Raw genomic sequence first — 14,908 nt, 5'->3', positions numbered from 1 at the left:
GGCAAAGCCCCTTCTTCAAGCTTAAGTGAGCCTAAGTGCGCTCCGGTTCAGTCTCTGTGATCTCTGTCACTCAGCTCGGCGTCACCCGTCCCAGCCAATTTCATTAGCGATCTGAAGCACTTGCCGTCAGCAATACTTGCTTACGAAAGGCTCTCAAATAGCCATAGTCCGCGCACCTTTACACCAAAGCGGCCGTCAAAGCCAACCCGTTAGGCCCGTGGACAGGGTATGCGCGTGCAAGCCTCGGGCCGATTTGGTTAACCCCGGCTCCGGGCCGGAGGTTCCAGTTTCCCGAGTTCCTCGGCAGAAATTTGGCCGTGGGGAGAGGAATTTTCGAGTTCCAGCCGCCGCCAGGCAAACTCGCGGGCCGAGGCATCGCCGGTTGCGACCGCAAGGGCCGCGTCCGGCATGGCCATCCGTTCTCGTAACGGAACCGGGCCGCACACGATCATGAAGAAGTCGTAGGCATGCGGCTGCTCATTGGCCATCACGAACTGGAAATGGACGCGGAAGAACTGCCAGCGGAACAATTTGTAGTGCTCCGGCGCGATGATCTCGCGAAAGCGCACCGGCACAATGGCGGCGGGATTGCAGCGCGCCGCGCCAACGTCGATGCCGTGGCCCGCGATCGGATCGAACTGGAAGAAGTTCATCACGTCCTTGCGGGCCTGGCAGTCGATCCATTCGATCGAGGGCTCGACCGCGAGCTCGCGCAAACGGTCACGGAAATCCTGTGCCGCCGCGTGATAGCCGACGACCGGACAATTGCCGCCGACGGTGAGCAGCATGACGCGGGCGCCGCGTTGCCCGAGCGCAGGATCGAGCTTGAGTGCGCGCGCCAGAATTTCGATGGCGAGGAACGAGCCCGATGAGTGGCCGACCAGCACGATCTCCTCTGCGCGCGTGGTGCGCGCGACCTTGCACAGATGTTCCGCAAAGCGGTCGATGCGCCGGTCCCATTCCGGCTGGCGGCGATGGGCGAATTCCCAGGTCCAGATGTGGTCGCGCAGGAGATACAGCACATAGGTCCTGTCCTCCGTGTATTTCAGCATGGTGCCGAGCAGCGCCACGAACAGTGCAGCGGCTGCGAGCAGGCTGAAGGGATCGGGGACGCCGAATGCATCCAGCCCTTTCCGGAACAGCCATGCGACGCCGGCCGCGCACAGCGCCTCCGCGAGCAGCACCAGATAGGGGTAGCTGACGAAGGTCGCGAATCGCCAGTTCGCCTTGGCGAAGCGCGCGATGGTGCCACCGAACACGAGTTGGCAGTAAACCCAGAGCGCCGCGAAGACGGTCTTGCGGATCGGCTGGGCGAGGTCGCGCTTGATGAAATCCTCAAAGCGCAGGAAGTCGTAGGCCGTGCGGGTCTGCCAGTCGTCCGCGCGGGTCTCGATGCTCCAGGACGCGATCTCGCCTTCGCTCAGATCCTGCGGCCGGCTGATCGTGGTCTTGAGCTGGTAGAGCCGGTCGAACTTGCGCAGCTCGGTGCGGAACATGCGATAATAACGCGCGAGTCCGCGCGGATCGTAACCCTGCACATAGATGACATGGCGGTTTTGAACGCGCACTGACCCTGTGATCCCGCAAGCCGGCCTTGGGGCCCCGACAGGAGCCCCAGCCTCTCTCCCCCGATTGACGCGCTTTTTTCGACGCAAACCGTCGACGTTCGTCCGGACCGTTGGCCCGGTCCGCATTCTCTTGCCCCCGGGACTATAGCAGTCCGCGGGGCAGGCCAAGAGCTATTTGCAGCCTGGCTGCGCGGCCTTCGGGCGCATTCCCTGAATATTCTGAATGGCTTGGGGGTATCGGGGAAGGGCGGCTACTGAACGTCGAGGGGCGCGGTGCCGCTCGCCTGGCCGCTGGCGTCCGTGGTGATCTTGTCGACGCGGGCCTCAGCCTGGCGCAGGAGTTCCTCGCAGCGTCGCTTCAGGGCCTCGCCGCGCTCATAGATCGCCACTGATTCTTCCAGCGGCACCTTGCCCTCCTCGAGCCGCTTCACGATCGTTTCGAGCTCCTCGATCGCGCGCTCAAAGGTCAGCCTGGTGACGTCGATTTGGGTGTTTTCGGCCATATCCGTTTCCGATTGCCCGCCCTTCGCTAGGTTACGAAGCAATATTTTTGCGGGCGCAATGTGGCGGGTGTCGTCAGGCGCCCATTAGGGCGCCGACATGCGCCGTAACAGATTCTTTCAGTCCTTGCAGGTCATACCCACCTTCGAGCACCGAAACAACGCGCCCGCCCGCGGTCTTGTCGGCGAGGTCCATCAGCTTCCGCGTCACCCAGGCGTAGTCCTCACCACGCAGGTTCAGCGAGGCCAGCGGATCGCGGTAATGCGCGTCGAACCCCGCCGAGATGATGAGAAGCTCGGGGCTGAACCTGGTTAGCTGCGGCAGTATTAGATTCTCGAAGGCGTCGCGGAATTCGGGGCCGCCATCCTCGGAGGCGAGCGGCGCGTTGACGATGGTGTCGTGGTCACCGCGCTCGGAGCGCGCGCCGGTGCCTGGAAACAGCGGCATCTGATGGGTCGAGCAGTACATCACGGTCGGATCCGACCAGAAGATGTCCTGCGTGCCGTTGCCGTGGTGCACGTCGAAATCGACGATGGCGGCGCGCTTGATGCCGTATTTGCGCTGCGCGTGGCGGGCGGCGATCGCGACATTGTCGAAGAAGCAGAAGCCCATCGGCTTGCCGATCTCGGCATGGTGTCCGGGCGGGCGCACCGCGACGAAGGCGTTGCGGTGCTCGCCCGCCATCACGGCCTCGGTCGCGGCGACCGCGCCACCGACCCCGCGCATGACGGCTTCCCAGGTGCCCGGCGACATCGAGGTGTCGCCGTCGATATAGACCTGGCCGCTGGTCGGCGCGATGTGGCGCAGCTCGGTGACGTAATGCTCGTTGTGGCAGAGCGTGACGAGGTCGAGATTGCCCTCCGGCGCCTGATCCCGCACCAGGAACTGGAAGCGCTCATGCGACAGCGCCTCTTCCACCGCGCGCAGGCGATCCGGCCGCTCGGGATGGCCCTGCGGCGTAACATGGTCGAGGCAGGCCTTGTGGGAGAGAAGAAGCGTGCTCATCAGGTCGGGCTCACTGCGAACGGGCTTTTGACGTCGCTTGACGCATCCGGCGCCAAAAGGCAATGCAAAACGCAATGTAGGGGTTTGGTCGGGAATGGCAAAGGTGGTTCCGTTCCGGGCCGTTTGATCCGGATCAATTGATACGCAGGATGCGGGTCGGTGGCAGCGGGCCGACCGGGCCGTGCGCCCTGAAGAAGGCAAACAGCGCATCGGCATCATAGCCGCCATATTGCGGCAAGGTGCCTTGTTTGGCGACGGTAAAGCCGTCGCCGCCGACGGCGAGATAATCGTTGAGGGTGACGCGGTAGCTCGATGCCGGATCGATCGGCTTGCCGTCGAGCGTCATCTTGTCGGCCATGACGCGCTCGCCGAACGGCTTCGAGGCGTCCCAGACATAGCCAAATCCGTTCGACACCTGAAGGATCCGCGGCCGCTTCGGATCGAGCCATTGCTGCTCCAGCATATCCTTGAGCTGGCTGCCCGTGAGCGTCAGGGTGACGAGGCGGTTGCGGAACGGCTGGCTCGCGAACACTTCGCCAAAGGACACCGCGCCGTTCTCCTTCGGCACGATGTCGGTGCGGATGCCGCCGGGATTGGTGACGGCAATGACGGCGCCGCCGTCCTTCGCGTCCTTCGTCGCCGCCAACTGCGCATCCGCGATGACGTCGCCGAGCGCGCTCTCGCCCGCCTCGTTGGGCACGCGCGACAACGTCTGCGTCACCGATCCGGCCGGACGGTTGGCGATGGGGGACGCGAGCTTGTCGTAGGCCTCGATCAGGGCGGTCTGCTCGGGATCCTTTGCGAGCGAGGCGTTCGCGACGATCACGTTGTCGGCTTTCGCGCTGACGATATCGCGCGTCGTGGAATCGAGCGTGATGTCGATCGCCGTGACAAGCGTGCCGTACTTGTCGCCGCTGGTGACGAGCCGGCCGTCGATTTGGCAGACGTAAGCACGATGCGTGTGGCCGCTTACGACGACGTCGACCGCGCGGTCGAATTTTTTGACGATGTCGACGATCGGTCCTGAAATGCCCGGGCATTCATTGTAGTCGCCGGTCGGCTCGCCGCCTTCGTGGATCAGGACCACGATAGCCTCGACCCCGCGCGCCTTCAGTTGCGGAACAAGCGCGTTCACCGTCTCGGCTTCGTCGCGGAATTCGAGCCCGGCAATGCCTTTTGGCGAGACGATGCCAGCGGTGCCCTTGAGCGTCAGCCCGATGAAGGCGACGGGGATGCCGTCGAATTCCCTGATCTCATAGGGCGGCAGGATGCTCTTGCCGGTCGCGGTCTCGATGGTGGAGGCCGCCAGATAATGGAATTTGGCGCCCGTGAAGGGATGCGGCCCCTGGCATCCGTCCTCCGGATGGCAGCCGCCGTTCTGCATCCTGAGCAGCTCGGCCTTGCCCTCGTCGAACTCGTGATTGCCGACCGAGGTGATCGCAAGGCCCATCATCGACAGCGCTTCGATCGACGGCTCGTCGTGAAACATCGCCGACAAAAACGGGCTCGCCCCGATGAGATCTCCGGCCGCAACGAAGATTGTATTCTTGCGGCCCTCGCGAAGCTGCTTGACCAGCGTCGCCATGTACTCGGCACCGCCCGCCACGACCGTCACCTTCTTCGCCTTGTCCTCGGGATCGCCGATGCGGATGCCGCCGGGCGGCGGCCTGAGATTGCCGTGGAAGTCATTGATCGCAAGGATGCGCAGTTCGACCGGCGCTGGGCCCTGGGCGGGAGCGGGCAGGGCGCAGGCAAGCGCGAAAACGAGAGTGGCCGGGATCAGGCGAAGCAGATGTCGCATGGAACAAGCCTAAACGTTCCGCGCAAAGATTTCACGATGCTTGTTGTCAGATGTCGGTGCGCTCTCTCTCCCCGCAAGCTTGGCGAAGTGAAGAGCCTAATGCTTTTTTCTCGCGAAGAACGCCTTGAACGCGGCGATCGCTTCCGGAGAGCGTATGCGTTCGCCGAAGAGATGGCTCTCCTGGTCGATGCGGCGCGTCAGCTCCTCCGGCGGCAGGCGCAGCAATTTGCGCGAGGTCGCGACCGCATCTGCCGGCAGTCTGGAAATCTCGCGCCCCACCTTCTTGGCTTCCGCCTCGGTATGTCCGGGCGAGACTACGACATTGACGAATCCGGCCGCCTGCGCCTCCTCTGCGGTGAAGGTCCGCCCCATCACCAGCATCGCGAAGGCGCGCTGGTAGCCCATGGTTCGCGGCATCAAGAGGGTGGACGCACCCTCCGGGATCAGTCCGAGCGGGACGAACGGTGTCCTGAAGGTCGCCGCGGTTGATGCGAGCACATAGTCGCAATGGAACAGCATGGTCGTGCCGATCCCGATCGCTACGCCGTCGACAGCGGCGATGATCGGCTTCACGTTGTGGGCCAGCGAATACAGCAGCTTGATGGCGTTGGAGGCCCGCGGCGTCTCGGGGCTCGCCGTGGCATCCGCCAGGAACTCCTCGAGATCGTTGCCTGCGCTGAAAGCGCCGGAGCCGCCGGTGATGATCAGGCAGCGGATGTCCGGATTGTTCTGCGCCGTGTCGATCGCGTGGCCGATGTCGCGGTACATGGCTTGCGTGACCGCGTTCCTCTTGTCCGGCCGGCGCAGCGTGATCACGCGCATCGCGCCTTCGTGCGTCACAATGATCTGGCCGGCCATGCTTCCCAGTCCCCAATAGCGGCCCACGGCACCGTTGCCGCCGGCCTGTCGTTTTGCTGTCAGCCTACATCATCTTGCGGAGCTGCCAAACCTGGGGTTGCCGTTTTCAACGGTGGCGGTGCATACCACCCCCGTCTTCGCCGCTGTCGCACATGCGAGACGAGCACTACAACAAAAAGCTACAATGATGTTATTGAAAAACCGGGAGTTGTGCGGCAGGATCGGCCCCGTTTCGCTCTCGTTTGGCCGATTGCCCGATCGATGATTGCCGCAACGATCGTTGACGAATCCTCGCTGCACTATCGCGGCTGGCGGGTCGTCTTCGGCTGTTTCCTGATCGCCTTCTTCATGTTCGGCTTCGGCCTTTACGGTCAGGGCATTTATCTCGCAGAGCTCCAGCGCGTTCACGGCTGGCCGAGCGCGCTGATCTCGACGGCCAGCACCTTCTCGTTCCTGCTCACCTCCGTTCTCGTCATCTTCACCGACGACATCATGGTGCGGATCGGCCCGCGCGCGCTTTCGCTGTGCGGCCTGTCGGCGCTCGGCGCCTCGACGATTCTGTTCGGATTGATGACGGCGCCCTGGGAGCTCTATCTCGCCTATGCCCTGATGTCGGTGGGCTGGACCGGCATGGGCACGGTCGTGATCGCGACGGTCCTCAACGCCTGGTTCGACCGGCGCCGCGGGCTTGCGCTCAGTCTCGCGTTCAACGGCGCCACCTGCGGCGGCGTCGTGCTGGCGCCGCTGCTGCTGGTCATGACGGGCCTCGTCGGCTTCGCGCGCGCGATGCTGGCCGCAACGACGGTGATGGTTGTCGTGCTGGTGCCGGTGATCGTGTCCCTGATCGATCGGCCGAAAGGCGGAACGCAGGCGCCGCTTGCATCGTCCCAGGCGGCAGGCCAGGATACGCTTCCCGCGCCTTCACGAAGGGCACTGCTCCGCGATCCCGGCTTCTGGACCATGGTGTTGCCGATCGCGATTGCGATTCTCGCGCAAGTTGGATTCATCGTCCACCAAGTCCCGTTCCTCGAGCCGGTGGTCGGGCGCTCGGCGGCGGGGCTCGCGCTCACCGTCATGGCGAGCATGGCCGTCGTCGGCCGCCTCTCGCTCGGCCTGTTCGTGGACCGGATCGATCCGCGTCGGGCGAGCTCGGTGTCGATGGTGAGCCAGGCGCTGGCGCTTCTCGTGCTGCTGCAATCGTCGCAGGCGAGCGTGATGCTGGCGGCCTGCGCCGTCTACGGCTTCTCGATCGGGAACATGATCACGTTCCCACCCCTGATCATTCAGCGCGAGATCGGCGATGCCGCATTCGGTGCCGCCATGGGATTGGGCACGTCGATCAGCGGCGTCGTCAGCGCGTTCGGCCCCGGCCTCATCGGCTTCGTGCAAAGCCTGACCGGCGACTACACGGCAGCGCTAACGCTGTGCGTGGTGCTCGACCTCGTCGCGGCGGCCGCGGTTTTGGTGCGGCCCAGGTTGGCTCGCACCTCGGGGTGAGGGCGCGGACAGTTCAGGCGTTACCCCAGTAGCACCGCGTCCGCCGCCGCGACCGACTCCGCGCTCTCCGTCACAGTGCGCTCCAGGGAGCTCGCCTGCACGGTGATGTTCTCGGCGAAGAAACGGGCGAGCGAGACGTAGCGGGGCGCATCGAGGTTGCCGTCGCTCTTGGCCGCGAGCGCCTCGCTTGCCAGCATGCAGCCGCCGAGCGTCGCACCGAACTGCTGGAGATAGGGCGTGGCGCCGGCGAGTGCGTCGTTCGGCGCCTCGGCCAGCCGCTCCAAGAGCCACTTGCTGGTGCGCTTGAGCGCGTCCAGCGCCTCGCGCAATTTGACGCCGGTGGCGCCGAAGGCGGGATCGTTGGAGGCCTCGACCTGCTTGATGATGCCGGAGAGCTCGCCAAGCAGCGCCCAGACCGCGGTGCCGCCGTTGGCCGCCAGCTTGCGCGTGACGAGGTCGATCGCCTGGATGCCGTTGGTGCCTTCATAGATCGCGGTGATGCGGGCGTCACGATAGTGCTGGGCTGCGCCGGTCTCCTCGATGAAGCCCATGCCGCCATGTACCTGGACGCCGAGATAGGCGACTTCGTTGCCGACATCGGTCGAATAGGCTTTTGCGATCGGCGTCAGCAGCGCCGCGCGCGCCGCGGCCTCGACCCGCACGCCGGGGTCCTTGGCGCGCGTCGAGACGTCGATTGCGACCGCCGTCGCATAGCAGATGGTGCGCGCGGCCGCGGTCTGTGCACGCATCCGCATCAGCATGCGCTTGACGTCGGGATGCACGATGATGGCATCGGAGCCGTCGCCCTTCTTGCCGAGAGCGCGACCCTGCTTGCGCTCCTGCGCGTAAGCGAGAGCCTGCTGATAGGCGCGGTCGGCGACGCCGACGCCTTCAAGGCCGACGCCGAGGCGGGCCTGATTCATCATCGTGAACATGCAGCGCATGCCCTGGTTCTCTTCGCCGATCAGAAAGCCGATCGCGCCGCCATGATCGCCCATGGTCATGGTGCAGGTGGGGGAGGCGTGCATGCCGAGCTTGTGCTCGACACCAGACGCATAGATGTCGTTACGCGCGCCGAGCGAGCCGTCTGCATTGACCATGAGCTTTGGAACAAGAAACAGAGAAATTCCCTTGGTGCCGGCAGGGGCATCAGGCAGGCGCGCGAGCACGAAATGCACGATGTTGTCGGTCATGTCGTGCTCGCCATAGGTGATGAAGATCTTCGTCCCCTTGATGCGATAGGTGCCGTCGCCCTGCGGCTCGGCGCGGGTGCGCAGCGCGCCGACGTCGGAGCCGGCCTGCGGCTCGGTGAGCTGCATCGTGCCGGTCCATTCGCCGGTGACGAGTTTTTCGAGATAGATTTGCTTCAGCTCGTCGCTGCCATGCGCCTCGAGCGCCTCGATCGCGGAGGCCGTCAGCAGCGGGCAGAGGCCGAAGGCGACGTTGGAGGCGCTCCAGATTTCGGTGCAGGCCGCGTTGATTGCGACCGGCAGGCCCTGGCCGCCGAAGGCTTCCGGCCCCGACACCGCGTTCCAGCCGCCATCGGTCCAGCGCTTGTAGGCATCGGGCCAGCCGGGCGCGGTCGTGACCTTGCCGTCGTCGAGCTTGATGCCGTTCTCATCGCCGACACGGTTGAGCGGCGCAAGAACGTCGGTCGCGAACTTGCCAGCTTCCTCCAGCACGGCAGCTACGATATCGGCGTCGAAATCGCGGTAATGGCCGGCCTCCACGGCAGCCTTGAGGCCCGCGCCGTGGTTGAGCGAAAGCAGCATGTCGTTGATCGGCGCGCGGTAGGTCATGGCGTACTCCCGGAAACCTCGTTGGCGCCGTATTCCCACGAAACCGCTGGGGTCTCAATGGCCGGGAGGGCCAAGTTTCGTGACTGGGAGGCCAGGCCGGGCGCGGGCAGGGCGCCATATTTAAAAGAAGTGGCGCAAACCCGTGCCCGCCGCCGGCCAATTTGCGCGCGGAGACGGTTGAAATGGCCGACCACTCTCTATAGACCGGCGAGACCCGAAGGGAATCCGCCGCCTGTGCTGGCGCCGTTCCCGAAGGCCGTGTTGGGGCGTAGCCAAGCGGTAAGGCAGCGGATTTTGATTCCGCCATTCGGAGGTTCGATCCCTCCCGCCCCAGCCACTTGATATTGCTCACTTAAATCCACCTCTTCGTCGCTTCATTTGGAAAGGCGGATTCCGCTGCCCGTCGATGGATTGGAGCGAGGGTTCGGTCTCTCAATCGACTTCGGATTAGAAGGCTCCGTGTGCACCGTGAGTGCACGACAAAAAATTTCCGAGTGCACGGAAGACGGGTGAGTGCTGATAAGCCGTCTCAATTATCGGAGGTTGAAAGCGTCACCTCTTCACCGCGACTCGCGTAGCTGCGCTGATCCAACTAAGAACGAAAACCGCTTGCAGTGTGGGTTGGTAGCGCTCCCCCGCTACCAATCGTACGATTTTGGACGCCAGCCTACGATCTTCTGCGATCTTGTACTCCTGACGGTAGCGACCGAGCCGGCTGGCGCGAATTGCGTTAGCTGCGAAGGCGGGGAAGTTCCGGGTCTACCTCCAAGGGATGAAGCACTTCGGCTTCGGGTTACAAGAGCTCACGGTGCACGCCTGTCCTAGTCGATTACGGCCCGGCGCCAATCTGTGCTAAAGCGCCTGCTCTCTGACGTGCACTTCTTGCGCCGCAAGTCCAGCTTCGAATCGAACTGACAAATTGTGGTCTCGAGATGTGACGGTCGCTCGGCTTCCATCTCAGTGAGCGAAACTCGGTGCAGCCAGCGCCACGCATGTGAACAGGCAGGAATTTCTTCCGGCAAGATAATCCTTGCCCAAAGGCGGTGGCGGTTCACCTCGCCAGCGAACGACAGGCCTGGCTTTTATGCAGCGGATTGGCTTCAGGCTTTGGAACGCCCCTGCGACGGCAGCTGGTCGCCAGCAATAGTCTGTCTGTCGGGTCTCCCTTGACCGGTAACGATCCAATATGCGGCGAGGAACACATCCGGTCGGTCCAGGTTGATCAAGGCCGGCCGTAGACGAATGATCCTTTCGAAGATGGCGGGATCGGAGCCAAAGTACTTGATCATTGGGACGAGGCCCGCTTCCCGGCACGTCTCGATCTCTCCGAGGTCGTCATGCTCGGCATCGTACTGAATGATGTTTGGCCGTAGCGCGTCGACCGCCTCCATGATGCTGGAGAAGCTGCCGCGTTCGACCATGATCGCGACGTCATCGGAGAGGCCACGAAGTTTGCCCAGTCTGGTCGGATCCGGGCTCCAGAAAAAGACGCGCGGCAGAAAGCCCGCCCGCTCTGCCGCCGTCACTGTCACGGCCGGATCCGTATCCTTGACCTCGACGTAGAGGCGCCCGTCGGCGCCGGCTGCCTGGAAGAAAGCCGCGAGCGGCATCACCCGTTCGTCCGCGAAGAACGGATCGAACCACATACCGGCCGAGAGCAGGCGGAGCTCTGCTATCGTCCTCGCCGCGACGAAGCCGGATCCGTCGGTCGTGCGGTCGAGGATCGCATCATGGATGACGGCGAGGGCACCATCAGAAGTGTGCCGCACGTCGAGTTCGACCACCTGGAATCCTTGGTCGAAGCAGAGACGCGCCGCATGCAGCGTGTTCTCCGGGGCGACCGCATTCATGCCGCGGTGGCAGACGATGTCGATCGGATAATCCGGGTGGGGCCGGTAGCGGTTCATCATCTCAGGCTTGTCCGTGCAGATGCCGGCAACCGGCATCGCCATTAGGCGTTGGAGGACGCTCCGCCGCTCCTCGTGCCAGGTCACAACGATGAGATTCTCCCTCGCTGCGCGCGCAAGGAACTCTGGCGTGATCAGACGATCGGGATCGTCCGAGGCCCGCTCCCAGCACAAATGGATGATTTCGGCCCCCGTAGCGGCCGCTGCCGCGAACGGATCCTCACCATTGCGCACGAGAACGGAAACAGGGAAGCGCGGCTCGGCCCCTTTGGCGGCGACGAGGTCGCGGACGGTGTCATGGTCGAACGAGCCCAGGCCCGCGAAGGGAACGGCGCTTTTCGCAAGCAGCGCCAGGGCCGGCCGGGCGGCGGCGCGCTCCTTCACTTCCACATAGAGCCCGCAGTTTGTCTCGATCGCGAGATCGATGACGTCCTGAAGCAACGGCACATGGCCGCCGCGCTTCAATGGCATGCGCGCAATGTCCACGGCATCATGTTCGGCGAGGACAATGCGGCGTCCATCCGCGCCCAGCACCGCGTCGTCGTGCGACACGACCGCGACGCCGTCGCGTGAGAGCCTGGCGTCGAGCTCCCACATATCGGCGCCGAGGCGCGCGGCGACGCGGAAGGCCGCGATGGTGTTCTCATGGGCGTGGGCGCAGGCACCGCGATGGCCGATCGAGAGCGGCCGCTGCGCGGCGTGCGCCGGCCAGCCGTAGCGACTAACGAAAGCCTCGATCGAAGCCTTCACAGGCACACCTCGTTCCGATCGAACACCAGGAGCTTCGTCGGTTCGATGCCCCATTGGACGGGCTCGCCTTGATCGAGCTGGCCGAGACCCGACCCGATGGCGCGCAGGCGGCTGCCGTCTGCGAGATCGACGGCGTAGAGCATCTCGCGACCATGGCTCTCGACGGCGGCGATCCGCCCGGGCAGGTGCACCGGGAAGGTGGGGCCGAACGCTTCTGGACGCACACCGACCGAAATCGGCGAGCCCGGCTCGACGGGCTCGACCCCGACCGGCCAAGGCACGAGCACATCAACGCAAGCAAGGCGCATGCCCTGTGTCTCGGCCTTGGCGTCAAGATAGGCGATCGGCGGGCTGCCGAGGAAGCTCGCCACGAAGCGGTTGGCCGGCCGAGCATACATCTGCGAAGGCGTAGCGACCTGGATGACCTCTCCCTTGTCCAGGATCGCGATGCGGTCACACATGCTCATCGCCTCGACCTGGTCATGGGTGACGAGGATGGCGGTCGTGTGCGTCTCGCGCTGGATACGGCGAATCTCGCTGCGCATCTCGAGGCGCAACCGCGCATCGAGATTGGCCAGCGGCTCATCCAGCAGGAGCACGTCGGGACGGCGGATGAGAGCCCGGGCCAGCGCCACACGCTGCTGCTGTCCGCCCGACATGTTGGCGGGGCGCCTGTCGAGCAAGGTTTCAATCTCCAGAAGCCGGGCGAGTTCCTGGACCGATTTGTCGATCGCGGCCTTGTCGTTGCCGCGCAGCTTCAGCGGGAAGGCGATGTTCTCATGCGCCGTCATGTGGGGATACAACGCGTAGGATTGGAAGACGACGCCGACATTGCGTTTCTGAGCCGGAAGGTCCGTCACGTCCCGCTCGCCGATCCATATTCGCCCGCCATCCGCCTTCAGGATGCCGGAGATGGCGAACAGCGTCGTGGTCTTGCCGCAGCCCGACGGGCCGAGGAGGGCCAGCATCTCGCCCTCCTCGACCGCAAGGTTCATGTCGGGCACGGCGACGAAGCCGCCGAAACGCTTGGTGAAATGTTCGAGCCTGATGCTCATCAGCCCTTCGTGCCTCCGCCATAGATGGTCATGAGCTTGTTTTGGAAGAACAGGTAGATCACGAAAATCGGCAGTGCGTAGAACAGGCCGACCGCCTTGAACACGTGAAAATCGAAATGCGTGTCGTCATTGATGAGGGCGGCCAGATAAACCGACAGCACCTGCACGTCGTTACGCGGAGCCAGCACTTGCGGCAGGATGTATTCGCTCCAGCCGGAAATGACCGAGAAGATGCCGAGCGCCATCAGTCCCGGCTTGATCTGGGGCAACACCAGCTTGCGCCATACGGTGAACCGGCTGGCGCCGTCCTGGACGCCGGCCATCTCGATCTCCCAGGGAACCGTGTCGTAGAACCCCTTCATGATCCAGATGCCGAGCGGCAGGTCGAGCGCGGTCTTTGCCAGGATCACACCGCCGATATGGTTGTAGAGGCCGACCACCTGCAGGATCAGGAAGATCGCGATGATCAGCGTCACGGTCGGGAATGCGTGCATGACGAGCACGCCCGCAAGGAAGAACTTGCGGAAGGGCACGTTCAGCCGGGCGAGCGCGTAGCCGGCCGTCGAGGACACGGCGAGCAGCAGCAGGGATGAGCAGCCGGCGAAGACGATGGTGTTGAAGGTGGTGATCCAAATGCTCGGCCGACCGGGCGGCGCCGACCACAGGAACTGCCAGGCATCAAGGGTGAAGCGATCCGGAACAAACGAGCCAGGGGGCGTCGTGGTGACGGTGTCGAGCAGAAGCGAGATCAGCATCACGACCAGCGGCAGCGAGGTGAGGCCGAGCAGCACGGCGATGACGAGGTTGCGCAGCTTCGATTGCATCAGCGCCTCACTGCTCGATCCGTGGCGGTGGCACCAGGGTGGCGAAATTGAACAGCCGCAGATAGGCTGTCGAGGCGATCAGCCCGACCACGACCAGCACGATGGCGAGCGCCGCTCCCAGCCCGTATTCCAGGTTGCCGGTATAGTTGCTGAGCGCGGTGTGATAGGCGGCGAGCGCCCAGACCTCGGTCGACGTGCCGGGCCGCCCGTTGGTCGAGAGCAGGATGTATTCGAACGAGGCGAGCAGCGACAGCGTCTGATAACAGGTGACGAACAGGATCGGCCATCTCAGCTGCGGCAAGATGACGTGACGCACCTGCTGCAGCGTCGAGGCGCCGTCCGTGGCGCTGGCATAGATCAGCGTCACGGGGATGGCCCTGATGGCGCTCGAGAAGATGATCATGCCCATCGAGGCGCCGACGAAGCCGTTAATCAGGACGACGAATATCCAGGCGTTGACGCTGTTGTCGAGCAGCCAGTTGCGCGACGCTACGCCGAAGGGGGCGAGCACGGCGCTGAGAAAACCGTTGTCCCAGGCGAGCCATTTCCACAACAAGACATAGAGCACCGGCGGCAGAATGCGCGGCAGCAGCCACAGGGCGCGCACCGCCGCGGCGGTTCGGGATGGCAGGAAGAAGGTGGTGATGGCCAGCACCAGCGCGAAGCCGACATTGAACAGCGCCACCGTCGCGCCGACATAGAGCATGGTCCGGAGCAGGCGATAGAACGACTCCGCCGAAGACAGCATGCGGGTGTAGTTCGCGGTCGTCCACCGCCAGCCCGTATAGGCGGTGTCTTCGATCTTCGCCGTCGTCGCCGGATCGAGCTTGAGGTCGAGACCGTCCAGCGCAGCCAGAAAGGCCTCGCGCGACTCGTAGCGCGTATTGACGATCGAGCGACGGAACGGCGCGCTCGCCGCTTTGAGGTCGCGGGTCGTCGCCGGGCGCGCCCAGAGCGATTTGAGAAAACGCTCGAAGTCGAGCCGCGTCGGAAAGCTTTCGCCGCGATGGCTCGTCGCGAGTTCCGAAACCAGCGCCTCCGCAACGCCCGCCTGCCGCGCAGCGGCGAGCGTCGCGTCGTCGATCGCGAATAATTCCGCACTCAGCCGGTCGAGAATATCCGCCGGCACGCCTTGCGACCGCAAGGTGCCGGCAGCGACATCGTCGATCTGGTAGGCGCCGGCGCGGATGCCGGTGCCGGTCGTCATCGTCGTGAATGAGAACACGCCGGTCAGGATGACCGGTGCCAGAAACAGAAGCACCACGATGACCAAGGAAGGCGCCAGCATGACAAGACCAAGCCGAGCCGACGCTGACATCGCGAACCTGCCGCGCGGCTTCACG

Annotated in this window: 11 protein-coding genes and 1 tRNA gene; 2 read left to right on the top strand and 10 right to left on the bottom strand. The window is 64.2% G+C overall.

Annotation, left to right across the window (positions count from 1 at the left end):
* Nucleotides 1–257: 257 nt before the first annotated feature.
* The 5 genes from NLM33_RS15840 to NLM33_RS15820 form a co-directional block, all read right to left on the bottom strand.
* Nucleotides 258–1,568 (bottom strand): hypothetical protein, encoded by a 1,311-nt coding sequence (locus NLM33_RS15840; protein WP_254096936.1) that lies wholly within the window; start codon nt 1,566–1,568, stop codon nt 258–260.
* 251 nt (nt 1,569–1,819) lie between these two features.
* Nucleotides 1,820–2,071 (bottom strand): exodeoxyribonuclease VII small subunit, encoded by a 252-nt coding sequence (locus NLM33_RS15835; RefSeq protein ID WP_027526545.1) that lies wholly within the window; start codon nt 2,069–2,071, stop codon nt 1,820–1,822.
* A gap of 73 nt (nt 2,072–2,144) precedes the next feature.
* The gene (locus NLM33_RS15830) at nt 2,145–3,074 is read right to left on the bottom strand and encodes a histone deacetylase family protein (RefSeq protein WP_254096935.1); all 930 of its coding nucleotides are present in this window, start codon (nt 3,072–3,074) and stop codon (nt 2,145–2,147) included.
* 133 nt (nt 3,075–3,207) lie between these two features.
* Complete coding sequence (locus tag NLM33_RS15825) at nt 3,208–4,875, bottom strand: bifunctional UDP-sugar hydrolase/5'-nucleotidase (protein ID WP_254096934.1); 1,668 nt, start codon at nt 4,873–4,875, stop codon at nt 3,208–3,210.
* Between the two features lie 96 nt (nt 4,876–4,971).
* Nucleotides 4,972–5,733, bottom strand: a complete 762-nt coding sequence (locus tag NLM33_RS15820; RefSeq protein WP_254096933.1) for an enoyl-CoA hydratase-related protein — start codon at nt 5,731–5,733, stop codon at nt 4,972–4,974.
* Nucleotides 5,734–5,994: 261 nt separating this feature from the next.
* Here NLM33_RS15820 and NLM33_RS15815 point away from each other — a divergent pair, with 261 nt between their 5' ends.
* Nucleotides 5,995–7,230 (top strand): MFS transporter, encoded by a 1,236-nt coding sequence (locus tag NLM33_RS15815; RefSeq protein ID WP_254096932.1) that lies wholly within the window; start codon nt 5,995–5,997, stop codon nt 7,228–7,230.
* A 20-nt stretch (nt 7,231–7,250) separates the two neighbouring features.
* Here NLM33_RS15815 and NLM33_RS15810 read toward each other — a convergent pair whose 3' ends face one another.
* On the bottom strand, nt 7,251–9,029 hold the full coding sequence (locus tag NLM33_RS15810; RefSeq protein WP_254096931.1) for an acyl-CoA dehydrogenase: 1,779 nt from the start codon (nt 9,027–9,029) through the stop codon (nt 7,251–7,253).
* Between the two features lie 262 nt (nt 9,030–9,291).
* Between NLM33_RS15810 and NLM33_RS15805 the strand changes: the two genes are divergently transcribed.
* A tRNA-Gln gene (locus tag NLM33_RS15805) sits at nt 9,292–9,366 on the top strand.
* A gap of 763 nt (nt 9,367–10,129) precedes the next feature.
* Here the strand turns inward: NLM33_RS15805 and NLM33_RS15800 are convergent.
* Genes NLM33_RS15800 through NLM33_RS15785 form a run of 4 tightly spaced genes read right to left on the bottom strand, consistent with a single transcriptional unit; the run spans nt 10,130 to nt 14,883 of the window.
* Nucleotides 10,130–11,740, bottom strand: a complete 1,611-nt coding sequence (locus tag NLM33_RS15800; RefSeq protein WP_254096930.1) for a glycerophosphodiester phosphodiesterase family protein — start codon at nt 11,738–11,740, stop codon at nt 10,130–10,132.
* Nucleotides 11,683–12,741 carry an ABC transporter ATP-binding protein gene (locus tag NLM33_RS15795; RefSeq protein ID WP_254096929.1) on the bottom strand — a complete coding sequence of 353 codons (1,059 nt, stop codon included), beginning with the start codon at nt 12,739–12,741 and terminating at the stop codon, nt 11,683–11,685. The genes NLM33_RS15800 and NLM33_RS15795 overlap by 58 nt, the downstream gene beginning before the upstream one ends.
* Entirely contained in the window at nt 12,741–13,565 is an 825-nt protein-coding gene (locus NLM33_RS15790; RefSeq protein ID WP_254096928.1) for a carbohydrate ABC transporter permease, read from the bottom strand. Before NLM33_RS15790 ends, NLM33_RS15795 begins: the two co-directional genes overlap by 1 nt.
* 7 nt (nt 13,566–13,572) lie before the next feature.
* Nucleotides 13,573–14,883, bottom strand: coding sequence for a carbohydrate ABC transporter permease (locus NLM33_RS15785; RefSeq protein ID WP_254096927.1), 1,311 nt, complete (start codon nt 14,881–14,883; stop codon nt 13,573–13,575).
* Between the last annotated feature and the right edge of the window lie 25 nt (nt 14,884–14,908).

The organism is Bradyrhizobium sp. CCGUVB1N3 (assembly GCF_024199925.1).
GTDB lineage: Bacteria > Pseudomonadota > Alphaproteobacteria > Rhizobiales > Xanthobacteraceae > Bradyrhizobium.
This window is presented reverse-complemented; position numbering and strand designations above follow the sequence as displayed.